The sequence below is a fragment of the uncultured Eubacterium sp. genome, from assembly GCF_945980375.1.
Classification (GTDB): Bacteria; Bacillota; Clostridia; order Oscillospirales; family Acutalibacteraceae; genus Eubacterium_R.
This window is the reverse complement of record NZ_CAMFQO010000006.1, coordinates 12,476-38,733: the sequence shown is the minus strand read 5'-3', so window position 1 is coordinate 38,733 and position 26,258 is coordinate 12,476. Positions and strand designations below refer to the sequence as shown.

22 protein-coding genes are annotated in these 26,258 nt (G+C 42.9%); 6 read left to right on the top strand and 16 right to left on the bottom strand.

What is annotated here, in order from left to right:
- Window positions 1-28: 28 nt before the first annotated feature.
- A complete protein-coding gene (locus tag Q0P34_RS03255; protein WP_294952818.1) occupies window positions 29-232 on the top strand; it encodes a hypothetical protein in 204 nt (67 codons plus the stop codon).
- A gap of 54 nt (window positions 233-286) precedes the next feature.
- On the opposite strand, the gene glgA is transcribed toward Q0P34_RS03255, so the two are convergent.
- From glgA to glgB, 4 genes are read right to left on the bottom strand one after another with little or no spacing between them, the layout of a single operon-like run.
- The gene (glgA, locus tag Q0P34_RS03250; RefSeq protein ID WP_294952815.1) at window positions 287-1,714 is read right to left on the bottom strand and encodes a glycogen synthase GlgA; all 1,428 of its coding nucleotides are present in this window, start codon (window positions 1,712-1,714) and stop codon (window positions 287-289) included.
- An 11-nt stretch (window positions 1,715-1,725) separates the two neighbouring features.
- Window positions 1,726-2,847 (bottom strand): glucose-1-phosphate adenylyltransferase subunit GlgD, encoded by a 1,122-nt coding sequence (glgD, locus tag Q0P34_RS03245; RefSeq protein ID WP_294952813.1) that lies wholly within the window; start codon window positions 2,845-2,847, stop codon window positions 1,726-1,728.
- A gap of 2 nt (window positions 2,848-2,849) precedes the next feature.
- Complete coding sequence (locus Q0P34_RS03240; RefSeq protein WP_294952810.1) at window positions 2,850-4,055, bottom strand: glucose-1-phosphate adenylyltransferase; 1,206 nt, start codon at window positions 4,053-4,055, stop codon at window positions 2,850-2,852.
- An 18-nt stretch (window positions 4,056-4,073) separates the two neighbouring features.
- Window positions 4,074-6,038, bottom strand: a complete 1,965-nt coding sequence (glgB, locus tag Q0P34_RS03235) for a 1,4-alpha-glucan branching protein GlgB (RefSeq protein ID WP_294952807.1) — start codon at window positions 6,036-6,038, stop codon at window positions 4,074-4,076.
- Window positions 6,039-6,344: 306 nt separating this feature from the next.
- Here glgB and Q0P34_RS03230 point away from each other — a divergent pair, with 306 nt between their 5' ends.
- Genes Q0P34_RS03230 through purB form a run of 5 tightly spaced genes read left to right on the top strand, consistent with a single transcriptional unit; the run spans window position 6,345 to window position 11,139 of the window.
- Window positions 6,345-6,860, top strand: coding sequence for an ANTAR domain-containing protein (locus tag Q0P34_RS03230; RefSeq protein ID WP_294952804.1), 516 nt, complete (start codon window positions 6,345-6,347; stop codon window positions 6,858-6,860).
- Between the two features lie 21 nt (window positions 6,861-6,881).
- A complete protein-coding gene (dapF, locus tag Q0P34_RS03225; protein WP_294952928.1) occupies window positions 6,882-7,724 on the top strand; it encodes a diaminopimelate epimerase in 843 nt (280 codons plus the stop codon).
- Window positions 7,725-7,751: 27 nt separating this feature from the next.
- A complete protein-coding gene (locus Q0P34_RS03220) occupies window positions 7,752-8,969 on the top strand; it encodes an LL-diaminopimelate aminotransferase (protein WP_294952801.1) in 1,218 nt (405 codons plus the stop codon).
- Between the two features lie 26 nt (window positions 8,970-8,995).
- Window positions 8,996-9,706, top strand: coding sequence for a phosphoribosylaminoimidazolesuccinocarboxamide synthase (gene purC, locus Q0P34_RS03215; RefSeq protein ID WP_294952798.1), 711 nt, complete (start codon window positions 8,996-8,998; stop codon window positions 9,704-9,706).
- Window positions 9,706-11,139 carry an adenylosuccinate lyase gene (gene purB / locus Q0P34_RS03210; protein ID WP_294952795.1) on the top strand — a complete coding sequence of 478 codons (1,434 nt, stop codon included), beginning with the start codon at window positions 9,706-9,708 and terminating at the stop codon, window positions 11,137-11,139. Before purC ends, purB begins: the two co-directional genes overlap by 1 nt.
- A 62-nt stretch (window positions 11,140-11,201) precedes the next feature.
- Here the strand turns inward: purB and Q0P34_RS03205 are convergent, their stop codons facing one another.
- The 12 genes from Q0P34_RS03205 to mutS are packed head-to-tail and all read right to left on the bottom strand — an operon-like array spanning window position 11,202 to window position 26,232.
- On the bottom strand, window positions 11,202-12,059 hold the full coding sequence (locus Q0P34_RS03205; protein WP_294952792.1) for an HAD-IIB family hydrolase: 858 nt from the start codon (window positions 12,057-12,059) through the stop codon (window positions 11,202-11,204).
- 1 nt (window position 12,060) lies between these two features.
- On the bottom strand, window positions 12,061-12,975 hold the full coding sequence (locus Q0P34_RS03200) for an RluA family pseudouridine synthase (RefSeq protein WP_294952789.1): 915 nt from the start codon (window positions 12,973-12,975) through the stop codon (window positions 12,061-12,063).
- Window positions 12,968-13,465: a signal peptidase II gene (lspA, locus tag Q0P34_RS03195; protein WP_294952786.1), complete on the bottom strand. Its 498-nt coding sequence runs from the start codon at window positions 13,463-13,465 to the stop codon at window positions 12,968-12,970. Before lspA ends, Q0P34_RS03200 begins: the two co-directional genes overlap by 8 nt.
- Window positions 13,466-13,514: 49 nt before the next feature.
- Window positions 13,515-16,304 carry an isoleucine--tRNA ligase gene (ileS, locus tag Q0P34_RS03190; RefSeq protein WP_294952783.1) on the bottom strand — a complete coding sequence of 930 codons (2,790 nt, stop codon included), beginning with the start codon at window positions 16,302-16,304 and terminating at the stop codon, window positions 13,515-13,517.
- A 32-nt stretch (window positions 16,305-16,336) separates the two neighbouring features.
- Window positions 16,337-17,572: a DivIVA domain-containing protein gene (locus tag Q0P34_RS03185; RefSeq protein ID WP_294952926.1), complete on the bottom strand. Its 1,236-nt coding sequence runs from the start codon at window positions 17,570-17,572 to the stop codon at window positions 16,337-16,339.
- A 15-nt stretch (window positions 17,573-17,587) separates the two neighbouring features.
- Window positions 17,588-18,070, bottom strand: coding sequence for a cell division protein SepF (locus tag Q0P34_RS03180; RefSeq protein WP_294952780.1), 483 nt, complete (start codon window positions 18,068-18,070; stop codon window positions 17,588-17,590).
- Between the two features lie 15 nt (window positions 18,071-18,085).
- The gene (locus Q0P34_RS03175) at window positions 18,086-18,811 is read right to left on the bottom strand and encodes a YggS family pyridoxal phosphate-dependent enzyme (RefSeq protein ID WP_294952777.1); all 726 of its coding nucleotides are present in this window, start codon (window positions 18,809-18,811) and stop codon (window positions 18,086-18,088) included.
- Entirely contained in the window at window positions 18,792-20,021 is a 1,230-nt protein-coding gene (locus Q0P34_RS03170; protein ID WP_294952774.1) for an HlyD family efflux transporter periplasmic adaptor subunit, read from the bottom strand. The genes Q0P34_RS03175 and Q0P34_RS03170 overlap by 20 nt, the downstream gene beginning before the upstream one ends.
- Before the next feature lie 15 nt (window positions 20,022-20,036).
- On the bottom strand, window positions 20,037-20,957 hold the full coding sequence (miaA, locus tag Q0P34_RS03165; protein ID WP_294952772.1) for a tRNA (adenosine(37)-N6)-dimethylallyltransferase MiaA: 921 nt from the start codon (window positions 20,955-20,957) through the stop codon (window positions 20,037-20,039).
- Window positions 20,957-22,840 carry a DNA mismatch repair endonuclease MutL gene (gene mutL, locus Q0P34_RS03160; protein WP_294952769.1) on the bottom strand — a complete coding sequence of 628 codons (1,884 nt, stop codon included), beginning with the start codon at window positions 22,838-22,840 and terminating at the stop codon, window positions 20,957-20,959. Before mutL ends, miaA begins: the two co-directional genes overlap by 1 nt.
- 23 nt (window positions 22,841-22,863) lie before the next feature.
- Complete coding sequence (locus Q0P34_RS03155; protein ID WP_294952766.1) at window positions 22,864-23,580, bottom strand: hypothetical protein; 717 nt, start codon at window positions 23,578-23,580, stop codon at window positions 22,864-22,866.
- 18 nt (window positions 23,581-23,598) lie between these two features.
- The gene (mutS, locus tag Q0P34_RS03150) at window positions 23,599-26,232 is read right to left on the bottom strand and encodes a DNA mismatch repair protein MutS (protein WP_294952764.1); all 2,634 of its coding nucleotides are present in this window, start codon (window positions 26,230-26,232) and stop codon (window positions 23,599-23,601) included.
- Between the last annotated feature and the right edge of the window lie 26 nt (window positions 26,233-26,258).

Here is a 26,258-nt window from a genome sequence, read left to right as displayed (position 1 = left end):
AAGCAGATGAATTGCGTGAGGTGATAAGGTGAAGAGCAAAATTATCATAGGCTCCTTAACGGTGACAAGCAGCATCATCGCCGCGATATACATAGCGTATATTTGCCTCACCTATAACGATATGCTGACCGCTGTGCCGTTGAGGATGTTTATTGAAATTGCGGTAATCGGTTGGATAATTTTTAATGCAATGGTTTTGCTGATAAGCCATATAATTAAAAAGCGTAAATGAAAAATAAGCCCCACATTGATACCTTGAGTACCAATGTGGAGCTTTTTGTTTATCTTAATTCTTAAGAAGTGATTTATACATTTTGATGTATTCGTTTGCGGACTTGCCCCAAGACATATCGCATCTCAAAGCACGGTCAACAAGTGTCGGCCAATAATCCTTATTGTTATATGCCTCTATGCCACGGTAAATTGCACCGAGCATATCGTAAGCGTCATAGGTTTTGAAGGTGAAGCCGTTGCCCTCTCCGTCGCCCGAATCGGTGATAGAGTCTTTAAGTCCGCCGGTTTCACGAACGATAGGAACAGTGCCGTAGCGAAGCGCAACCATCTGTGAGAGTCCGCAAGGCTCGCTCTTGCTTGGCATAAGGAACAAATCGGCACCCGCATAAATTCTACGGGCAAGGTCCGGAACAAAGCCGATTGTAACGCCGACCTTGTCAGGATATTTATTGTGAAGCTCTCTGAAAAAGCTCTCGTACTGCCACTCGCCGGAGCCGAGAATGACATACTGAACATCTCTTTCCCAAAGGCTCTTTTCCATAACCTCACGAATAAGATCAAGGCCTTTGTGACCTACCAATCTTGAAACAATACCTATTACGGGAACATCGGCTCTGACAGCCATACCCATCTGCTCCTGCAATGCTTTTTTGCACTCTGCCTTTTGCTTTTGCCATTTGTCAGCATTATAGTTTGCCTTGATTGCCTTATCGGTCTCGGGATTATAATTTTCCACATCAATACCGTTAAGGATACCGCAAAGCTTCCAGCTGCGCTGATTAAGGATAGGGTCGAGGCCGTGAGAATACCACGGGTCAAGAATTTCCTTTGCATATGTAGGAGATACGGTTGTAACCTTGTTTGCACATTCGATACCCGCCTTCATAAAGTTTACGAGTCCGTCGTACAAAATCAAATTGTTATATTCGGGTGAGATACCGAGCACATCGTTAAGAAGCTCTGTACCGTACTTGCCCTGATACTGAATGTTATGGATTGTAAACACAGTCTTTATATTCTCATAACCCATTTGGTTTGCATAATAGCAGGAATAATAAAGAGGAGTGAGAGCAGACTGCCAATCGTTACAATGGATAATATCAGGCTTCCAATCGATATGAGGAATAATCTCAAGCACAGCTCTTGCAAAGAAAGCAAAGCGCTCTGCATCATCATAATGACCGTAAATTCCGTCACGCTTAAAGTAATACTGATTATCAAGGAAATAGTAAATTACACCGTTATGCTTTGCCTCAAAGATACCGCAATACTGCCTACGCCATGAAACAGGAACGGAAATTGAGGTGATGAACTTCATCTTGTCCTTATATTCCTGCTTGATTGAATCATAAAGCGGCATAACAACACGACAACCGATAAGACGCTTACGCAGTGCCACAGGCAACGAGCCTGCAACATCGCCCAAGCCACCGGATGCCATAAACGGCAAAGCCTCGGAGGCTACATATAATACCTTCATCTCTTATCCTCCTAAATTCTTGTGCCCTTTGATAAGCAAACAGGATAGTTTGCGGCACCGGAAATTTCTACATCTGATTTTATAGAGCAATCCTTGTCGGTAATAATATAGTTAATCTTTGCATTTTCGTCAACAACAGTATCCTGCATAAGAATTGAGTTTTTAACAACAGCACCCTCCTTGATGATTACACCCTTAAACAAGATGCAATTTTCAACAGTGCCTTTAACTACGCATCCGTCTGCTACAAGAGAATTTTTAACATTTGCCTCCATACCGTAAAGGGTAGGCATATCGTCACGCTCCTTGGTATAGATAGGACGCTCGGGGGCAAAAAGCTTTTTCTTGTTTTCTCTGTCAAGAATACTCATTGAAATATCAAAGTAGCTTTGAATACTGTCAATAGTGCCGACAAAGCAATCGGTTGCGTCGTATGAATATACCTTCCTTGTCTTAATGCTGTCCAAAAGAATATTACGCTGGAAGGAAACCTCATTCTTTGAATGAGCTGTTGCAACGAGCGTTTCAAGCAACTGCTTTTTCATAAGAATGATATTTGTTGAATAGAATGCCTCATCAACATTAGGGTCTATAGAAGCGTCGGTAATTCTGCCGTCTGCCTCAACCTTATCAAAAACAAGCACATTACTGAAGGATACGGGCTTCTTTGCCTTTACACCTACAACGGTGATGTCTGCGCCTGTTTTTTCGTGAGCATCGAACACCTTGTTAAAGTCGATATTCATAACATTATAGCAATCTGACATAAGGACATATTCCTGTGTTGAATGGTCCAAAAAGCTCATATTGCCGTAAATGGCATCAATCCTATTGCCCCACATTGTAACAGAGTTAATTGAATAAGGAGGCAGCAAATACAATCCGTCTGTCTTACGCGACAAATCCCACGGCTTACCTGTGCCGACGTGATCCATCAACGAATTAAAATTTGAATTTGTAACAACTCCCACCTTTGTAACAGAGCTCTCAACCATATTTGAAAGCGGGAAATCTATAAGGCGGTACCTTGAACAGAAAGGAACGGAGCCCATAGTTCTTTTTTCTGTAAGAGTTTCAAGTGTTTCTTCGCGAATGTTTGCAAAAATCATTCCGAGTACATTTTTTCCGTTCATAGTTATACCTCCTCTCCTGATGCAATCATATCCTTTGGAGCAACCTTTTTGCCCTTTGTGATGGTTGCATTTGCACCCACAACGGCAACGCCCCATGTAGACGGATCCTCAAGATCCTCGGGAATAGCACCTATTTGAGCATCCTCCTCAATCACTGCACCCTCTGCAACGATTGAGTAATAAACCTTGGCTCCCTTTTTGATAACAGCACCCGGCATAATAACGGAAAATCTAACCTCAGCATCCTTTTCAACCGTAACCTTTGACGATATAACAGAATACTCAACAGTACCGTCAATATCGCAGCCCTCCGAAATAGAAGAATTTTCTATATCAGCATTTTCGCCTATGTAATGCGGAGGCGCGTCGGGAGTACGGCTGTAAATTCTCCATGATGTATCTGACAAATCAAGTTCTACATTTGGATTGATTATATCAAGATTAGCCTCCCACAGCGAATCAATAGTACCAACATCCTTCCAATATCCCTTGAACGGGAACGCAAACATACGCTGACCGTCATCCAGCATATTAGGTATGATGTTTTTACCAAAGTCGTTAGATGAATTTTCATCTGCCTCGTCCTCGGTAAGATATTTTTTAAGCTTATCCCAAGAGAACACATACACACCCATGGAAGCCTTGTTTGACTTTGGCTCTGCCGGCTTCTCTGCAAATTCGTAAATTTTATCGTTTTCGTCAGTTGCAAGAATACCGAAGCGAGATGCCTCCTCCCACGGTACCTCAAGAACAGCGATAGTACAATCGGCATCGTTCTTTTTGTGGAATTCAATCATCTTGGAATAATCCATTTTGTAAATATGGTCACCCGAAAGGATAACAACATATTCGGGATCGTATTTTTCAATAAACGGAATGTTTTGATAAATTGCATTTGCAGTGCCCTTATACCACTCTGCACCGCCGATTGCCTCATACGGTGAAAGGATATGCACACCGCCGTTCAATCTATCCAAATCCCAAGGATGACCGTTACCCAAATAATCGTTGAGCACAAGAGGCTGATATTGGGTAAGCACACCAACGGTGTATATACCGCTGTTTACACAGTTTGACAACGGAAAATCAATAATGCGATAATTGCCGCCGTAAGGTACGGCAGGCTTTGCAACGCTTTTTGTAAGAACGCCGAGACGACTGCCCTGACCGCCTGCAAGAAGCATAGCAACTACATCTGTTTTAGACATATATTAAATCCTCCCTAATTATTTTTTCTTTTTATTTGTCGGCTTTTTTGCCTGCACTGTGTTTTTATCTTCCTTTACAGGCTGTGCCTTTTTAGCAGGCTTTGCCGCTGTCTTTTTAAGGAACACGGCAGACAGTCCGTGAAGCTTAAGGTCAATGTGCTGATCATAGCCGTGGATTGAGCCCTTTTTAGATTTGTACGTACCTGTAAGCCTTGGCTTATCTCCGCCGTATTTTTGCAGGGCGGTATCAAACACAACCTTATATGTGCCTTCGTCGGGAACACCTATACGATAGCTGTTAAAGCTATTTGGGGTCCAGTTGAACACAGCAATAAGCTCCTCGCCCTTTTTGTTTATTCTTCTAAAGGCGATAACGCTGTTACAGTTATCCTCGGAGGAAATCCATTGGAAGCCCTCCCAGCTGTAATCAACCTCCCAAAGCTCGCTATGCTCCTTATAGAACCTATTAAGCTCCTTTGTATAATCCTGCGTCAGCCTGTGCTTATCATATCCAAGCAAAATCCAATCAAGCCCCTGCTCGTAATTCCACTCAATAAACTGACCAAACTCACTGCCCATAAACAAAAGCTTTTTGCCCGGATGAGCCATCATATATGCAAGGAAGAGGCGAAGCCCCTCAAACTTCATATCGTAATCGCCCGGCATCTTATTAAGCAGGCTTGCCTTGCCGTGAACGACCTCATCGTGCGATATAGGCAAAACAAAATTTTCGCTGAAGGCATAGAAGAAGCTGAAGGTTATACAGCTGTGATTTCCCTTTCTGAACAGAGGGTCCATAGAGGAATATCTGAGCATATCGTTCATCCAGCCCATATTCCACTTGAAATTGAAGCCAAGACCGCCCTCCGACGGAGGCATGGTAATCATCGGCCAAGCCGTGCTTTCCTCTGCAATCATCATCGTGCCCGGATGGTTGGTGAGTATTGTTGTGTTGAGCTGACGGAAGAAATCGACAGCCTCAAGATTTTCTCTTCCGCCGTTCTTGTTAGGAGTCCACTCGCCGTCTTTTCTGTCATAGTCAAGGTAAAGCATTGAAGCAACCGCGTCAACCCTTATTCCGTCAAAGTGGAACTTTTCTATCCAATAATCAGCAGACGAAATCAAGAACGATTTTACTTCGTTTTTGCCATAGTCAAAAACTCTTGTTCCCCATTCCTTATGCTCGCCCTTTTTCATATCACTGTATTCATAACAGCAGGAGCCGTCAAATTCGTAAAGGCCAAAGCCGTCCTTCGGGAAATGTGCAGGCACCCAATCAAGGATTACGCCTATTCCCTCTTTATGACAGGTGTCAACAAAGTACATCAAATCCTCCGGCAAGCCGTATCTTGATGTTGCGGCAAAGTATCCGGTAACCTGATAGCCCCACGAGCCATCATAAGGATACTCCATAATAGGCAGCATCTCGATATGAGTATAGCCCATTTCCTTAACATACGGTACAAGCTGCTCTGCCATTTCTCTGTATGTAAGGAAGTTGCCGTCATCATGCATCTTCCACGAGCCCATATGGACCTCATAAATATTAACAGGCTTTTCCAAAATATTTTGTCGGCTCTTGTCGGTCTGCCAATTTGCGTCGTTCCATTCATAACGACCAAGCTCATACACCTTTGAGCCCGTGCCCGGTCTTGTTTCCTGATGAACTGCATAAGGGTCTGCCTTCATCAAGGTTTTGCCCGACTTTGCTTTTATTGCATACTTATAGCAATCGTAAACGTTAACATTATCAATAATAGCTTCCCATATTCCCGGTGCAACCGGAAAGCACTTGTGTGCCTGCGCGTCCCAAGAATTGAAATCACCTACAACAGAAACAGCCTCAGCGTTCGGTGCCCATACTCTAAAGGCAACCCTACCGTCATCAAGAGTATGATTTCCGAAAAATTCATATGACTTGTAATTTGTTCCGTTATGAAAAAGATACACAGGAAGCTGGTATTCCTCTTTAATTTTTCCCATATTTTTTCCTTTCGCAAAGGGCATACTAAACCCACTATATATTTTTTACTTTATGATACCACCATTACATAACTTTTTCAAGGGGTTTTTGTGTATTTTGTTACAAGAATTTGTAAAAAAAATATAAAATCTGTGCATTTTGTCGAAAATATACAAATTCTATAAAATGTGATGTATATTTGTTACAAAATTTTAATCAAATATTGCTTTATTTTCTATTGCCACTTTTCGATATAATATGTTATAATGTTTTATATTTTGTATATACATATATACAAGGTATAAAATTAAAACGGAGAGAGGGCCATGAAAAGCATTATTATTGCATATCCAAACAGAGATAAGGCTATCCGACTCCGTAACGTTCTTGAGACGGACGGTCTTTACGTTTCGCACATCTGTGCAACAGGTGCAAGCGCGCTTGGTATTGCTGCGGATATGCGATGCGGTGTAATTGTATGTGCATCAATACTGCACGACATGGGCGCTGCCGCAATAGCCGAGAGAGTACCCGCCGGCTTTGATGTTGTGGCTCTTTCCAAAAGCGGACGTGAGGAATATTTGGGCAACCTCATCAGCCTGCCGCTTCCGTTAATTAAGGATGATTTTTTAAGAACCGTAGAAATTCTTGTTGCAACCGAAAGCTCGTTTACAAACAGAAACTTAGAGGACAGCGAGTATATATCAAACGCAAAGGCTATTTTAATGAGCCTTAACTCCATGAGCGAAATGCAGGCTCACAAATATCTGCAAAGCGAAAGCATGAAAAAAGGTATAAAAATGGTTGATGTTGCAAAAAACATCATATCAAAATTTTCATAATCAAGCGGTGATACCATGAGGATTAATTTTGTAAAAATGCACGGTGCCGGCAACGACTACATTTATGTTGACGGTATGAAGCAAACTATTCCAAACGAAAGCGAGGCAGCTAAAAAGCTGTCCGACAGGCACTTCAGCGTCGGCGGTGACGGCCTTATAATAATCAAAAAAGGCACCGTTGCCGATTACGAAATGGTTATGTACAACTCCGACGGCTCAAGAGGTGCTATGTGCGGCAACGGTATTCGCTGTGTTGCAAAATATCTTTTTGACAACGGCTACACCGACGGCGAGGAATTCACCGTTGAATCAATGGGGGCCGTAAAAAAGATTAAGGTTAATACTGTTAACGGCAAAGCCGTTACAGCAAGGGTTGATATGGGCAAGCCTATACTTAATGCAAGCGATGTGCCCGTTATCACCAACGGTGAAAGATGCATCAATCAACCTATCACCATTGATGACAGAGAGTTTAAGATGACCTGCGTATCAATGGGAAATCCGCATGCAGTAATGTTCATTGACGAAAGCCCAAAGGATTTTGACCTTAATCATTACGGAAAAATTGCAGAACAAAGCACAGACATTTTTCCCGACAGGGTTAATGCTGAATTTGCCAAAATTGTTGACAGAAGCAATATTGAAATGAGAGTTTATGAGCGTGGTGCAGGCGAAACGCTTGCCTGCGGTACAGGCTCCTGTGCAACAGCCGTAGCCGCAATACTCAACGGCTACTGCGACAACAATGTTACAATCCATTTGCTTGGCGGAGATTTACAAATCGAATGGAGCGGTGACGAAAACGACAGCATAATTATGACCGGACCGGCTGAATATGCATTTTACGGCGAGGTTGAAATATAAACAGTAATTTATACGGAGGTTAAAAATATGAAGATTAATGACAACTTTTTGAAAATTGAGTCAAGCTATCTTTTCTCTACTGTTGCAAAGAAGCAAAGAGAATATCAGGCTGCTCATCCGGAGGCAGACGTTATCCGTCTTTCTATCGGTGACGTTACAAAGCCTCTTGCTCCTGCAGTAATTGATGCAATGCACAAGGCTGTTGATGAGATGGCTTGTGAGGCTACCTTTAGAGGATATCCGCCGGAGTACGGATACGATTTTATTCTTGATGCTATCCAAAAGAACGACTATGCCGACAGAGGCATTGACATTGCAAAGGACGAAATCTTCCTTTCCGACGGTGCAAAAAGTGATTGCGGCAACATCGGCGACATCTTTTCGGTAGACAACAAGGTTGCTATCTGTGACCCTGTTTACCCTGTATATATTGACACAAACGTTATGTCGGGCAGAAGCGGTGACAAGGACGAAAACGGTCTTTGGAGCAACATCATCTATATGCCTTGCACAGCAGAAAACAACTTTACTCCTGACATTCCAGCAGAGGTTCCCGATGTAATTTACCTTTGCTTCCCTAACAACCCAACGGGTATGGTAGCAAACAGAGAGCAGCTTAAAAAGTGGGTTGACTATGCAAACGAGCACAATTCACTCATTCTGTTTGATTCTGCTTATGAAAGCTTTATTGTTGAGGATGATATTCCAAAATCAATTTACGAAATCGAGGGTGCAAAGACCTGTGCCATTGAGCTTCGTTCATTTTCAAAGACAGCGGGCTTTACAGGTATGAGATGCGGCTACACGGTAGTACCTAAGGAGCTTGTATTTGAGGGCACATCACTCAATCCTCTTTGGGCAAGAAGACAGGCTACAAAGTTCAACGGTGTTTCATACATCACGCAAAGAGCTGCAGAAGCTGTCTATTCGGAAGAGGGCAAGAAGCAGATTAAGGAAACCCTTGCTTACTACCAAAAGAACGCAAAGGTTATCTTTGAAGGACTTAAGGATGCAGGCTTTGAGTGCTACGGCGGTGTAAACTCCCCATATGTATGGCTCAGAGTACCTCAGGGATACACAAGCTGGGAGTTCTTTGACGAATTACTTGAAAAGTGTCAGGTTGTAGGTACACCGGGCTCAGGCTTTGGTCCTGCAGGCGAGGGCTACTTCAGACTGACATCCTTTGGCAATGCCGAAAAGACAGTTGAAGCTATTGAAAGAATTAAGGCAGTTTATAAAAAATAAATGACATATCATTTTGGAGGATTACTATGACAAAGACAGAGCAGCTCTACGAGGGCAAGGCGAAAAAGGTTTGGGCAACCGACGACGAAAACGTTGTTATCGTTGACTACAAGGATGATGCAACAGCATTTAACGGTATCAAGAAGGGTACCATCGTAGGAAAAGGTGTTGTAAACAACAAGATGAGCAACTACCTTATGCAGATTTTGGAGAAGAACGGTGTTCCTACACATTTCATCGAGGAGCTTTCAGACAGAGAAACTGCTGTTAAGAAGGTTACCATCGTTCCTCTTGAGGTTATTATCCGTAACAGAGCTGCCGGCTCAATCTGCAAGAGACTCGGACTTGAGGAGGGTATGGATTTTGTTTGCCCTTCAATTGAATTTTCATACAAGGATGACGACCTCGGTGACCCATTGATTAACAGCTATCACGCAATTTCCTGCGGCTTTGCAACTGCAGACGAGGTTGAAACAATCAAGAAGATGGCATTCAAGGTTAACGATGTACTTAAAGAATACTTTGCTTCAATCGGCGTTGAGCTTATCGACTTTAAGCTCGAATTTGGCAAGACCGCTGACGGCACCATTGTTTTGGCTGACGAAATCAGCCCTGACACCTGTCGTTTCTGGGACATTAAGACTCACGAAAAGCTTGACAAGGACAGATTCCGCCGCGACCTCGGTGGTGTTGAAGAAGCATACGAAGAAATGATGAAAAGAGTAGGACTTAACTAATGAATAACAATACTTACAATTCTCCGTTTAACGCCCGTTATGCAAGCAAGGAAATGCAATACATCTATTCTCCCGATTTTAAGTTCAAGACCTGGAGAAAGCTTTGGATTGCTCTTGCCGAAGCAGAAAACGAGCTTGGATTAAATGTAACGAAAGAACAAATCGAGGAGCTTAAGGCTCATGCTGACGACATAAACTACGAGGTAGCACAGGAATACGAAAAGAAATTCCGCCACGATGTTATGAGCCACGTTCACGCATACGGTGAGCAATGCCCCAACGCAAAGGGCATTATCCACCTTGGTGCAACCTCCTGCTATGTCGGTGACAACACAGATGTTATCACCATGCGCGAGGCACTTATGCTTGTTAAGAAAAAGCTTGTTAATGCAATAGCAAGTGTTGCAAAATTTGCCGACGAGTACAAGGATATGCCTTGCCTTGGCTTTACTCATTTTCAGCCTGCACAGCCAACAACCGTTGGTAAAAGAGCAACTCTTTGGCTAATGGATTTGGTTATGGATCTTGACGAGGTTAACCACGTGCTTGACACATTGATGCTTCTCGGCTCAAAGGGTACAACAGGCACACAGGCAAGCTTTTTGGAGCTGTTTGACGGCGACCACGAAAAATGCAAGGAGCTTGACAGAAAGATTGCAGAAAAAATGGGCTTCAAGGCATGCTTCCCCGTAAGCGGACAAACCTACGCAAGAAAGCTTGACACCATCGTTTGCAACTGCCTTGCACTTATTGCTCAAAGCTGCTGCAAGTTTTCTAACGACCTTCGTCTTCTTCAAAATCTAAAGGAAATCGAGGAGCCGTTTGAAAAGAATCAAATCGGTTCATCGGCAATGGCCTACAAAAGAAATCCTATGAGAAGCGAAAGAATTGCATCCCTTTCAAGATATGTAATGATTGATGCATTAAATCCTGCTTGGACTGCATCTGCACAGTGGTTTGAAAGAACACTCGACGACAGTGCAAACAAGCGTGTCAGCGTTGCAGAGGCATTTCTTGCAATCGACGGAATACTTGACCTTTACATCAATGTTACAAGCGGATTGGTTGTATATCCAAAGGTTATTGAAGCAAGACTTATGAGCGAGCTTCCGTTTATGGCAACCGAAAACATAATGATGGATGCCGTAAAGAAGGGCGGCGACAGACAGGAGCTTCACGAAAAAATCCGTCAGCACTCAATGGCTGCAGGTGCAGTTGTAAAGGTTGAGGGCGGACAAAACGATCTTGTTGACAGAATTGCCGCTGATCCTGCATTTATGACAACAAAGGAAGAAATACTTGCTATCCTTAAGCCTGCAAACTTTGTGGGAAGAGCACCGGAGCAAACAGCCGATTTCTTAAAAGAGGTTGTCGCACCGATACTTGAGGAAAACAAGGACCTTCTCGGTGTTGAGGTTGAAATCAACGTATAACAGAACATAATAAAATCACTATGGATGTTTGTTCATTCCATAGTGATTTTTATTTTGCATTTTTATATTTTTCCGCTGATAATATCCTCGTCTGCCCTTCCACTCATTATGTATTCAAGCAGGTCAGCAACACAGCCTTTATTACAGTGACAAGCCTCAAACTTGCAAATCTTATGAATAGAGCTTGGTGCCTGTCCGGCACAGGCAGGCAAGCCAACGGTTTGCAGCATATCCCAATCGTTATAATAATCACCGATTGCGGCTACATGGCTTTTTTCAATGCCCAACATATCGGCAAGCTTCATAATACCCACTCCCTTATGAGTGTCCTTTTGAAGCATCTCGAGGGTAAGAATTGATGACAACATAAAGTTTGCATCGGGATTTTCAAGAGTAGAAATTACCTTGCGAAGCTTTTCAATGGTAAAGGGATTTGACCAAAATATTACCTTCATCCAGCCCTCTTTGGGAACGTCGTCAACCGATTTTACAATCTCATACTTTGCTTTGTCGCCAAGCATAGTTACATTTGAAAGCAGACCGTTTCTTACAATATAAACATAATCGTCAAAATACACACCGATGTCAACGCTCTTAAAAATCTCGTCAAACTCCTCGGATATGTATTTTACAAACTCCCTGCCCTTTTCACCTATAGTAGAACGCCAAATCATTTCTCTCTTATCAAAATCGTATATACCTGCACCGTTAAGCACAATGGCAGGCTGATTGGGAGTAATGCGATTATAGTTTCGTTCAAGGCTCGACTGCAATCTACCGGACGCAAGAGTAAAATTTCCTCCGCGCTCGGTAAATTCCTTGATAGCGTTATAGTTTCGCCTTGGAAGCTTTCTTATTTTATTGTTTAAGGTTCCGTCTATATCAGACACAACCAACCAATTCTCAAAGGTTCTTTCCATACTATCTGTTTTCCAAATAATTCAAAAATGATGTAAAGTATTCGGGAAGATCACTTTCAAACTCCAAATACTCGTTTGTTACAGGATGAACAAAGCCAATATGCTTTGCGTGCAGGCACTGACCGTTAAGCCGTGTTATCACCTTACGCGGACCGTACACTGCATCGCCCGCAACAGGATGTCCCAAATATGCCATATGCACTCTTATTTGATGAGTTCTGCCGGTTTCAAGCACACAGCGAACGTGAGTAAAATCACCGTATCGCTTTATTACCTCGTAGTGTGTAGTAGCAGGCTTTGAATTTTTCATAGTGACTGCCATACGCTTTCTGTCCTTGGTATCCCTGCCGATAGGCTGACAAACGGTACCGCTGTCTTCTTTTATATTGCCGTACACAACAGCCTCGTATGCTCTTGAAAAGCTGTGATCCTTAATCTGCTGTGCAAGACCTATATGCGCCTTATCACTTTTGGCAACTATCAGCAATCCGGATGTGTCCTTATCTATCCTGTGCACTATGCCCGGTCGTATAACACCATTTATGCCCGACAGGCTGTCACCGCAATGATAAAGCAGGGCATTTACAAGGGTGCCGTCGGGGTTGCCGTTTGCAGGATGAACAACCATTCCCTTTGGTTTATTTACTACCAGAAGATGCTCATCCTCGTACACAATGTCAATAGGTATATTTTGCCCAACTGCCTCAAGAGGCTTTGCATCGGGCACTGTAACATCAACATTGTCGCCCACTCTGCACTTATAGTTTTTCGGCACAACCTCACCGTTAACGGTGACATTTGCCTCATCAATTATTTTTTGAACTGCACTGCGGGTAATCTCCGGAATATTATCGGTTAAAAACCTGTCTATTCTTACCCCTGCATTTTGAACAACGAAGGTATAATTATCAGCCATCGGTATTCTCCTTTGGCTTTTTTGCATCCTTAAAGGCGTCTATCAAAAGATAACCGATAAGGACAACTGCGCCGCAGGTTACGGCACAATCGGCAATATTAAACACGGCAAAGTCAACAAAGGTAGGCTCAATAAAATCAACAACATACCCGTAGCAAATCCTATCTATAAGATTGCCTATACCGCCAGAAACAACAACGCCGAGGCTCCAATAAAGCCACAGGCTTTTGCACCGGTTTGAGAACAGGTAATACAGCACTCCAACGCACACGCAGACGGTGAGCACAATGAACACCCACCTTGCTCCGCTAAGCATTGAAAAAGCCATACCTGTATTTTCGGCATACCTAAACCGAACAACTCCGGGAATAAAGCCGACAACATCTCCGTCGCTTAGCCTTAATGAAGCAAAATATTTAGTTATTTGGTCAAACGCAACAATAAGGACAATCATTATTGTGCAGGAAATATGCTTTGTTAAATGCTTCATATACACCCTTTGGGGAGGAGCAAACACCCCTCCCACAGATTATACATTATTATAATTGCTTCATAGTGTCGGCACAGCACCTGCAAAGAGTAGGATGCTCGCTATCCTGACCTACCGTGTCAGAGAATTTCCAGCAACGCTCGCACTTTTCACCCTCTGCCTTGCTTACTGTTACAGACAAGCCGGCAACATCACCTGCAAACTCACCCTTGCCGTCAGCAACCTCTACTGCCGATGTGATGAATATTTCAGGAAGAGCATCAACCTCTGACTTTAAGAAATCTGCAAGCTCGCCGTCTGCATGAAGGGTGATCTTTGCCTCAAGCGGCTTACCGATAATCTTTTCGTTACGGGCAAGCTCAAGTGCCTTTTGAACATCGGTTCTGATTTCGTGAATTCTATCCCACTTTGCAATGAACTGCTCATCGGCATCAATATAATTACCCTGCGGAATATCGTTAAAGAGCGGTGACTCCGGATTTCTTGATGAATCGTGAGGCATCTCTCTCCAAATTTCATCACAGGTAAATGCAAGAATAGGAGTAAGAACGAGGCAAAGTGCGTCAAGAACCTTGTAAAGAACTGTTTGTGCAGCTCTTCTGCTCTTTGACTGAGGAGCAGAGGTATAAAGTCTGTCCTTCAAAACATCAAAGTAGAAATTTGACATATCAACAACACAGAAATTGTGAAGTGCATGTGCGGTTGTGTGATACTCGTATTCATTATAGCCCTTATGAGCAACTGCAAGAACCTCATCAAGCTTCATCAATGCGTACTTGTCAAGCTCCTCAAGCTCCTCATTTGCAACCATATCTGTATCAGGATTAAAGTCATAAAGGTTGCCGAGGCAATATCTTGCAGTGTTTCTGATCTTACGGTAATTGTCCGAAATCTGCTTTAGGATTTCCGGACTGATACGGATATCTGCATGGTAATCGGCAGATGCTACCCAAAGACGAAGAATATCTGCGCCGTACTTATCGATAACCTCCTGCGGTGCAATACCGTTGCCGAGCGACTTAGACATCTTTCTGCCCTCACCGTCTACTGTCCAGCCGTGAGTGATAATCTGCTTGTAAGGAGCACCGTTGCCGCCTGCAACAGATGTAAGAAGTGATGACTGGAACCAACCGCGATACTGGTCTGCACCCTCAAGGTAAACATCAGCCGGCCATGAAAGATAATCTCTGTTCTTGCATACAGCAGCGTGAGATGAGCCCGAATCGAACCAAACATCCATAATGTCCTTTTCCTTATCAAAGCCCTTATCGCTGCCGCAATGAGGACATTTGAAGCCATCGGGAACAAAATACTCTGCATCGTGTGCGTACCAAGCATCCGAGCCCTCCTGACCGAAGATGTCGGAAACCTTGTTCATAATTCCCTCGTCAATAATTTCCTTGCCGCAATCCTGACAATACAAAACAGGAATAGGCACGCCCCATTTTCTTTGACGCGAAATACACCAGTCTGCACGCTCAACTATCATAGACTGAAGCCTGTCCTTGCCCCACTCGGGATACCACTTAACATCCTCTGCTGCTTTAACAGCGGCATCCTTAAAGTCATCAACAGAGCAGAACCACTGTGATGTTGCCCTAAAGATTACGGGCTTGTGGCATCTCCAACAATGCGGATATTGGTGCTTAATCTTTTTAAGTGCAAACAATGCACCGATTTCTTCAAGATGCTGAGCAATAGGCTTGTTTGCATCCTCTGTTGAAAGGCCTGCAAACTGACCTGCCTCCTCTGTAAGAATACCCTTATCGTCAACAGGAACAACAACAGGGATTTCCTTATATTTTTTGCATACGATAAAGTCGTCAACACCGTGACCGGGTGCAGTGTGTACACAGCCTGTACCGCTTTCCAATGTTACGTGGTCACCGACAATAACAAGTGATGTTCTGTCGATAAACGGGTGTGCTGTTTTCATATATTCAAGCTCGTCACCGCGAATGATACCTACTGTTTCGTAATCGGTAATGCCTGCGTCCGCCATTGCAACAGGTGCAAGGTCGGTAGCCATAACATAATATTCACCGTTAGCCTTAAGAAGACTGTACTCATAATTAGGGCCAACGCAAATAGCAACGTTAGCAGGAAGAGTCCATGTTGTTGTTGTCCAGATAACAAAATATGTTTTGTCAAGCTCTGCTCCGAGTGCAGCAAGCTTGCCCATATCGTCGGTTACCTTGAACTTTACATAAATTGAATGGCATGGGTCCTCGGCATATTCAATCTCTGCCTCGGCAAGAGCCGTGTTACAATCTGCACACCAATACACAGGCTTAAGACCCTTGTAGATATATCCCTTTGAAGCCATAGAAGCAAACACCTTAATTTGCTCCTTCTCAAATTCCTTTTGAAGAGTAATATAAGGGTTATCCCACTCACCGATAATTCCCATACGCTTAAAGCTTTCTCTCTGCAAATCAACAAAGCCAAGTGCTGTTTCTCTGCAAATCTTACGAAGCTCTAAATCGGAAATATTTGTTTCGGCAGAAATGCCTGCTTTTTTACGGGCAGCAAGCTCGGTAGGCAGACCGTGAGTATCCCATCCCGGAACATACGGTGACTTAAAGCCTGTCATATTCTTGTATCTTACGATAAAGTCCTTAAGTGTTTTGTTAAGTGCGTGACCGATATGAATATCACCGTTTGCATACGGAGGACCGTCATGAAGAACGAACAACGGCTTGCCGTCATTGTGCTTCATAAGCTGTTGATATTGGTCATTTTCATACCATTTTTTCAAAAATTCCGGTTCTCTTTGAGGAAGAGATGCTCTCATTGGAAAATCGGTTTTAGGCAGATTAAGTGTTTGATTGTAATCCATTTATTTTTGCTCCTTACAAGTTTGTTATAATATTACTTTTTCTTTTTGAAAAAGCCCTTAAACTTTGGTTCATCGTCTTCGTCATCCTCAGGCGGAATCAAAGAAATTGTTTGTGATTTGTCGTTATGTACATCCTCTCGTTTAACGTTGAAATAGCTTTCAAACGGAAGCTGATCGTCATCGTCAAACAATGATTCCTGATCATCCATTTCAGGCTCGTCGTTTATTTCGGGAATTGAGGCGCCCGAATCAATAGGAGTGATTTGGTTTTGCGAAAATGCCTCAACTGCCTCCATAGGATCGGGAAGCTCCTCGTCCTCATCGATGATAACAGGTGCCTGTGCCGGCTCCTCTGTCAGCTCGGTAAAGCCGTCTGTATCCTCGTCGGCATCGTCAACATCATCAATTTCCTCTATTTCCTCAAAATCAAGCTCTGTATCATCCTCCTGAGGCTCATCCTTATGCTCAAAAACAGGTGCCTCAACCTTAACATCAGAGTCGTCAAATTCCTTATGAGGAATTTCAGGAATTGTTATTTCCTCCGGAATAGCACTCGAAAGCTCATCAACCTCGTCGATAAGATTTGAAATATCGCTGTGAACATCCTCTACATTTTTTGTTGCAGCTTCATTCTCGCTTGAGGTTGTGTCAAGCCTTGATGAATTAAGAATATCAAGCTGCTCGCCATAAAGCTTTTTAAGGCTTTCAACAAATGCCTTTGCATCGTTCTTTATGGTTGAAATCAAAATTTCATAGGCTTCCTTTTCAGCCTTTGATTTTGAAATAAGGTCGTCCGAAATTGCCTTTGCCTGATCAAGAATATCCTTTGCAACAATCTTTGATGAGCTGATAGCATCGTTTGCCTTATTCTGTGCGGTAGTGATCATCTCGTTTGCCTCATTTGTTTTGTTGTTAATGAGGTTTGCCGAATAATCCCTTGCCTTCTTAACAATAGCTTCTGCCTCTAAATTTGCAGAATCCATTTTTTCCTTTGCCTCTGCCTCACTGCTTTCTATCAAAAGAGCAGCTGCCTCGCTTGAGTCCTTCTTAATTTTATCTGCCATTTTTTGAGCAGTAACAAGTGCTGTTTTAATGGCGTCCTCCTCAGAGCGATACTCCTCAATCTTCGCCGCCAAAACCTCAAGCTTATGGTATAGCTCCTTGTTTTCGTGCTGATAAGCCTCAATAGTATCCGCAGCCTCATTGAGCAACGCATTTGCATCCTTTACCGACAAATCAGCCGTTCTTAAATCCCTCGCACTAATCATCACAATATCCTCCTCTTACATTGTAAACATTCCGTTATTTTCCAATTCATCAATCAAGTCACCCATAACGTCTACATTGTACGGAGTGATGATGTATGTTGAATTTGCAACTCGCTTAATTTGACCGTTATTTGCATAAGCAACACCTGAAAGGAAATCAAGCAATCTTCTTGCTATATCTCTGTTTGCGCTTTCAAGGTTAAGAACAACGGTTCTTCTTTCATTAAGATTATCCGCAATGGAGGCCGCCTCCTCAAAGCCCTCGGGCTTTACAAGAACAACCTGAAGCTGTGCGGTTGTGTGAATGTTAACAACCTTGTCGCTCCTTGAAAACTTTGATGTGCGCTCTGTTCTCTCCTCCTTTTCGTGCAAAGGAGGATCTATATCCCTCTCTCTTCTGCGAGGAGGCTTAACAAAGGAATCTCTGCCCTCATTGTAATCATCAAAATCATCCTCTTCGTCGGTCATAATGTCTTTAATCTTATCAAATAATCCCATCTTTTCTTCCCCTTGTTAAAAATATTTTCTGGCTCCGAAAATAGCAGAACCCACTCTTACAATGTTTGAACCCTCAAGAATAGCCGCCTCATAATCAGCGCTCATTCCCATAGAAAGAGTTTGCATTTCAACACCGTCAATCTTCTTTTCCTTAAGCTCAAGGAACTTTTTATTCATCAAGGCAAAATATTTTCTTGCCTGCAATTCGTCGCAAATCGGCGGAATAGTCATTAATCCCTTAACCTTGATGCAATCAAGCTCGCTGATTTGATACAAAAGCTCTTCAAGCTCATCAATATCGCATCCGCTTTTTGATTCCTCTCTGCCGATGTTTACCTCAACAAGCACATTTGCAGTTGAATTTGCCTTTTTGAATTCCTTGCTGATTTCCCTTGCAAGCTTTAGAGAATCTACAGATTCTATCATATCAACCCTGCCTGCAATATATTTTACCTTATTGGTTTGCAGGTGACCGATAATATGCTTTTCCACGCCGTCAAGATGCAAGGAGTCAAGCTTTGAGCAATACTCCTGCACTCTGTTTTCGCCAATCAAATCAGCACCCAAATCAAGCACAGGATTGATATATTCAGGCTCAACTGTTTTTGTTACGCACATAAGCCTGACATCATCGGCGCTTCTGCCTGCCTTTATTGCAGTTTGTGCAACATCCTCTTTTATTCTTTTGTAATTATCTATACAAGACTGCACTCTTTTTTCATCAAGTATAAACCCGTCCATCCTCCAAATCCTTTCCCTGTGTAATAATTTTATCATAAAGGTGGATTGAATCAGCATTTGTCGGATCGTATTCAACAAGAACATAATCCTCGTCGCTGTAAATAACCTTTACCTCTCTAAACCTTACCTGACTTGCAATAAGGACATAAACACCCTTTTTGCCGTCAACAACGTGCAGTGCCTCGCTCGGCACCTTAAAGCCTTCGTACGAATCTCGTCTGATTTCTATCTCTGCCCTGCGAAGCCTTGCAATATCGGAATTCATTTCATTCAGTTTAAGAATAAGCAGAGTTTGCTTTTCGCCAAACTCAGGCTCTGCACCGCTTACAATCTCTGCCTTAAAGGTTTTGTTCAAATCGTCCTTTAGTGCAATTTGAACATAGCCACCGTTTTTCATATTCTTAACGGTGTCGGCATCAACAAGAGTTTGAATATACCAGGTATAGCTTGTTACAAGCTTGCCTATATTATCCGATGTACTCTTTGATTGGTCAACAGATTTTAATGCGGATTTGAACTGCTCTGCAGTGGTTTCCTCCGCCTTATCAAAGTCTATCACATTCTCATATCCGTCGGTATAGCTGCTAAACACACCGGAGCAGTCCGTTTTAATATAGCCGTCCGGCTCTGAAAACGAATCATATTCACTGCGGCGGTTGCGAAGCTCCTCAATGATAGACAGCAAATCAACCTTTTCACCGATGACAAGCTGACGCCTTACAAGAACGGAATCCAAGGCGTCCGCCGTGTCGTCAATCTCATTTTGCCCTACGGCAGAGGCGTAATCAATAACCTTTTGCTCAATATCATCATTTATTGTTTCAAGATTAGCCGACTGACCTACGGTTTGAGATTCAAGTGTTTGGTAATATTTTATTTGCTCGGTAAGCTCTGCATACTTTGAATAATTTGCCGCCGCCTTTGATGAGGCGAACTTCATTGCAACATTGCCGCCGACATTAACCTTGTCACCGTCATCAAAGCAGGCAACCGTTACACCGGAAGAGGAATCCTTAATAACAACCTCATCACGAATAAACAATGCTTCACTGCTAACCTTGTCGTAAACAGTGCTGACGGTTGCCGTTTGGGTTTTAAGCTCAATATGAGTTACACTGTAACACTGATAAACAACAAAAAGAACAATAAACAGGATAACCGCAATTATCAAGGCATTGCCCTTATTAACATTATCAAGCAGCTTCTTCATAATGAACTCCCTTCGTTAATTCTTCAAAAAATCCTTTGCAAGAGCAACAGCTGAATTAATCAGCTCGTCCTTGCTCATAGTATCGGCATAAAGCCATTTTATATTTTCATTTCGTCTAAACCAGGTTAGCTGACGTTTTGCATAACGGCGGGTTGCCTGCTTCAAGCTGTCAACAGCCTCGTCAAGTGTTGCCCTGCCGTTAATGTAATCTGCAAGCTCCTTGTGACCTATTGCCTGAGCGGCAGTAGCACCCTGCCTGCCGAGCATCTGCCTTGCCTCATTTTCAAGCCCTGCTTCAAGCATAAGATCAACTCGCTTGTTAATTCTGTCATAAAGCCTTTGCCTGTCCTCATATCCAACACCGATATAAAGGGCGTCATACGGGCTTTCAGTAAGCGTTGACATCTCGTTTTGTTGTGTTTTGCTTGTACCCGACATACAAAGCTCGAGAGCTCTGATAACACGCTTTCTGTTATTAGGGTGTATTTGGAGTGAGGCTTCAAAATCAAGGTCACGAAGCTTTGAATAAAGTGCATCGGTATCCATCGCCTCAAGCTCACTGCGAAGCTTGTCGTTTGAGCCTACATCGCTAAAGCAAATGTTTTTTACAAGGCTGTCAACAAAAAGCCCTGTTCCTCCAACAATTAAAGGCACGTTGCCCCTTGCGGTAATCTCTGCCGTCAGCACCCTTGCACGTTCAACAAAATCAGCTACGGAAAAAGCCTGACCTGCATCCAAAAATTCCACAAGATGATGGGGCACGCCGTCCTGCTCGTCTTGAGTTGCAACGGCGGTTGCTATCGGCATATCCCTGTAAACCTGCATTGAATCAGCAGAAATAATTTCACCGCCTATTGCCTTGGCAAGCTTAACCGACAAATCGGTTTTGCCCGATGCAGTTGCACCGACAATACAAATAATCTTTGTTTTTTCCATCATTGTATCCTGCCAAACTGCTTTTCAATGTCGTATTTAGAAAGCTTAATCATAACAGGTCTGCCGTGAGGGCAATACCTGATATTTGGATTGGCAAGCAGTTTTTTAACAAACAGCTCCATTTCGTAAGGAGATGTTTTATCCCCTGCCTTAACGGCTGCCCGGCACGATGTAGAATGGAATATCCAATCCATCTGCTCCGGAGTAATATCCGTTTTGCCCTCCAAAAGCTTTGCCGAGGTTTCCTGCACAAGTCCTGCCACGTCCTCGCCGTCGAGAATTGACGGGCACTCTCGCACAAGAACGGTTGAGTTGCCGAAATCCTCTATCAAAAATCCGCATTTTGAATACAAATCCAAATTGGAGATGACTGCATTGTATTCCTCTCTTGAAAGCCTTACAGCCTCCGGTGTGAGCAAAACCTGTGATGCAATTTGAGTTGAAGCCTTAAGTGCCTCATAATTCATTCTTTCGTGAGCGGCGTGCTTGTCTATCATATAGCAATCGCCGTCCATCTCAATGATAATATATGTCTTAAATATTTCGCCGACCAACCTAAAATCAGGAATATCAACCTCCTGTACAGAGTCCTTTTTAGGCAAAGACTCAACTGCCTTTGGCTCATTTTCAACCTTTTCTTCGGCGGTAGGACGGGTTATTTTTTCAAGGTCAAGCCTTGCGGTTTTTTGTGCACCGTTGTCAAAGCCTTCATCATACTCCGGCTTTTTGCTGACAGGAGACGTTGAAGCCACCCTCCAAAAATCATCGGCAGACTGCTCCTGCTTAAATTGCATTTGAGTAACGTTATCCTGCTGCGGCTTAAAGAAATCTATCCTGCCGTTAACAGTTGTCTGTACAGGCCTTGATGATGAAAAGCTTGCCTCCTTTGGTGTGTCAAGCATTTCGATAGCATTTTTTACACCGTAATATACAAGCTCAAATACAGGCTTTTCGTTTGCAAAGCGCACCTCGATTTTTGCAGGATGAACATTTACATCAACGAACGAGGTGTTACATTCTATGTTGAGAACACAGCCCGGAAATCTTCCAACTATAATTGAATTGCGATATGCCTGCTCAAGTGCCGCCATAGCGGTTTGCGATTTTACAAGCCTTGAGTTGATAAAGAAGAACTGCATTCCTCTGCTTTTGCGTGACATAGACGGCTTTGTTACAAATCCGCTGACGCGCATATTGTTTATTTCATAATCAACCGGTACAAGCGACTGTGCAAAATCTCTGCCAAAGACAGAGTAAACCGTGCTTTTAAGGTCACCGTTACCCGATGTTACAAGCGCCTGCTTACCGTCACGGATAAACCTAAAGGATATTTCGGGGTGACTGACAGCAATCCTTTCAACCACACCTGCAACAGCATTTGCCTCGGTTACATCCTTTTTCAAAAATTTCATTCGTGCAGGGGTATTATAAAACAAATCAGCAACAACAATTGTCGTGCCGACAGGACAGCCTGCATCTGCAATTTCAAGCTCCTGCCCTCCGGCTATTTCGTACCTTGTACCGATTTCGGCATCGGGTGTTCGTGTTAAAAGCTGAACACGGGCAACGGCAGAAATGGAAGCCATTGCTTCACCTCTAAAGCCAAGAGTTGCAATCCTGTCCAAATCGTCACTTTCCTTAATTTTGGAGGTAGCGTGAGAAACAAAGACCTTTTTTACGTCCTCTCTTGAAATACCGCAGCCGTCATCGGTTATGCGTATATATGTTGAACCGCCGTTTTTTATTTCTACGGTAATATTTTTTGCACCGGCGTCAACGGAATTTTCTATCATTTCCTTAACGACAGATGACGGACGCTCAACAACCTCACCTGCTGCTATAAGCTGATACACTTCTTTTGATAAAATATTAATCTGTGCCATTGAGCCTCACCTGCCTTCAAAAACTAATATTCACATAATTTTCCTTCTGCATCCCAATAAACAAGACCTACAGATGCATAGTACTCGTTGTTGGAATCGTAATAGTAAAATACTCCATCTACATTATCGTCCATCTCTAATTCATTATCAGTAAAGAATACTAAATATCCATTCTTATCTACAAAGCAATCGTAAATCTCATATTTTTCTTTATATGTACCGTCATAGGAGGTAGTTAACTGAGAGCATATAGCACTTCCGTTACTGTCGGTTGTAATCTTAAATTTATATCCATCCTCAGTATAGTAAATTACATCCTCACTATACTCGTAATTAATACCGTTTCTGTCATAGTATCCCTCAGTCAATACGTTAATGGCTTCCAAATAATTTTCACCAATAATAACATCCAACAATACACCTGACATATTTACAACCATTACAGCAACACAAACAACTGCAAGAATTACAGATACAATCTTATGCTTTTTCTTATCGCCTGTATATTCAAAGTTCGCTTCCTTTTTTCTTGTTGAAATTAAATATACAACTGCTCCGATAATGCCAAAAAGAAAAATCAATTCGTATGTTGAAAATTTTTCCTTAACATTTCTCGATTTGTTATAGAAATAAACTGCATATGCAATACTGATGCTTGCAACTATTGCAATTAAACCTGTGACAAGTACCGGCTTCAATAATGTAAAAATCATATCGGTATATTGGTTACTGCTTATCATAGAATTTTCCTTTTATCCTTAAGTAATTTCCTCTGCCCTTTTTTTAAGGTCATACAGAGTTTGCATTGCCTCAATAGGCGTTAATGTATTAATGTCTATTGCTTTGATTAATTCAAGCATCTCATCGGTTGACTTTGCCCTGAAATTAAACTGAACCTCTTCCTCGGTTTCTTCCTCTTCTACGGCGTTGTCTGCCTTAAAATCAATTTCTACCCTGTTAGCCTCAAGCTCCTTTAGGATAGCCTTTGCACGCTTTGTAACCGCACTCGGCACACCTGCAAGCTTTGCAACCTCGATACCGAAGCTTTGGTCTGCACCTCCGTGAACAATCCTGCGAAGGAATGTTATATCGTCACCGCGTTTTTTAACAGCAATAGAATAATTGTTTACACCCTTAAGCATACCCTCCATAGCCGTAAGCTCGTGGTAGTGAGTAGCAAATAAGGTTTTTGCACCGATTTTTTTAACCACATATTCAAGCACCGCCCTTGCAATGCTCATACCGTCAAAGGTAGATGTGCCTCTGCCTATTTCGTCAAGAATAATAAGTGATTTGTCGGTAGCATTTTTAAGAATAGTGGACACCTCGTTCATCTCTACCATAAAGGTCGACTGACCTGTTGCCAAATCGTCCGAAGCACCTACTCTTGTAAAGATTGCATCGCACACCGAAATCCTTGCACTCCTTGCCGGAACAAAGGAGCCGATTTGTGCCATAAGCACAATCAATGCAGTTTGACGCATATATGTTGATTTACCCGCCATATTAGGACCGGTAATTATTGAGCATAGATTGTTTGAGCAATCAAGCAGGGTGTCGTTTGGAACAAACGGAGTGTCATTAAGAAGCGCCTCAACAACAGGATGCCTACCGTCCTTAATATCCAATGTACCGTCGGTGGTAATTTGCGGACAGCAATAATTGTTATTAAACGCAACCTGAGCAAGCGACGCAAGTGAATCAAGAGTTGCAAGAGCCTTTGCGGTTTTTTGGATACGTTCAACCTCACCTGCAACCGAAGACCTAACGGCACAGAAGGTTTCATATTCAAGTGCTACACACCTATCCTTTGCACCGAGCACCTTGCCCTCAAGGTCCTTAAGCTCCTGTGTTATGTATCGCTCACAGTTTGTAAGGGTTTGCTTTCTGATATATGTTTCGGGAACGAGGTGCTTGTAGGAATTTGTAACCTCAATGAAATATCCAAACACCTTGTTATATGACACCTTGAGCTTTGGAATACCGGTTGCTTCCTTTTCTCTGTTTTCAATCTCGGTAAGGATTGATGTGCCGTTATTCATAATATCGTGGAGCGAATCAATTTCCTCATTATAGCCCGCCTTTATCATTCCGCCCTCGCGAACGGAAAACGGAGGCTCGTCCACAATAGCGTTATTGATAAGCTCATAAACATCCTGCAAGGTATCAATGCCGTCGTAAATTGACCTTAGTATTGATGAGCCAGTACCCTCAAGCAGTGCTTTGATTGCCGGCAGTCTTTGTACGGTTGTACACAGCGACCTCAATTCCTTTGCGTTTGCAGTTGAATAAGCAATACGGCTGAGCAACCTTTCAATATCATTTACACCTGTAAGAAGCTCCTTTATCTCATCGCGAAGCATTGAGTTATCCACAAGCTCGGCAACAGCATTCTGTCGTCTGCTGATTTGAGAAACGTTTACAAGCGGTCTTTCAAGCCAGGAGCGAAGCATTCTTTTACCCATTGCGGTTTTTGTGTTGTCAATAACCCACAAAAGAGAATGTCGCTTGTCACCCGTCATCATTGAGCGAGTAAGCTCAAGGTTTCGCCTTGCGCTTATGTCAAGGCTCATAAACTCTGTTTCCTCGTAAAACTCAATTTCAGACGGAGCCTCAAGCTCATCGGTTTTTCTGTTTGTGCGCAGGTAAAGTATAACCGAGCCGAGCGCACATACGGCGGCCTTGCTTTTACCGATACCGAGGGAATCAATCTGCTCCCTGTTCATCGTTTGCAATATCAACTCAGTTGAACTGTCAAAATCAAAGGAGATATCCTCCAACACCTCCGGAGTAACATCAAGCCTTGATTTCGCAAAGGCAACAACATCGTCAAGCTCGTTTGCTAAGGAGTTAACCAAAATTTCCTTTGGAGAGTAAGTTGAAAGCTGATTAATAATCTTTTCCTGCTCATCCTCCTTGCCCACCGCGGTGATATGGAACTCTCCCGTAGAAATATCCACAAAGCAAATTCCTGTTTCGTTTTGAAGTGTACAAACAGAGCAAAGATAATTGTTTACACCGTCATCAAGAATATTGTTTTCAATAACGGTACCGGGAGTAATGACTCTTACGACATCTCTTTTAACCAAGCCCTTTGCTGTTGCAGGGTCCTCAACCTGCTCGCAGATTGCAACCTTGTAGCCGTATGATACAAGCTTTGCAATATAACTGTCAGACGAATGAAACGGAACACCGCACATCGGTGCTCTTTCGCCCTGACCGCAGTCCTTACCTGTAAGAACAAGGTCAAGCACTCTTGAAGCAATCTTGGCATCGTCAAAAAACATCTCGTAAAAATCACCAAGACGGAAGAACAGTATAACGCCCGGATACTGCTTTTTAATTTCAAAATACTGTGCCATCATAGGTGATAGCTTTTGCTCCTTTGCCATTATTCCGTTCACCGTCCTTAAAGTAA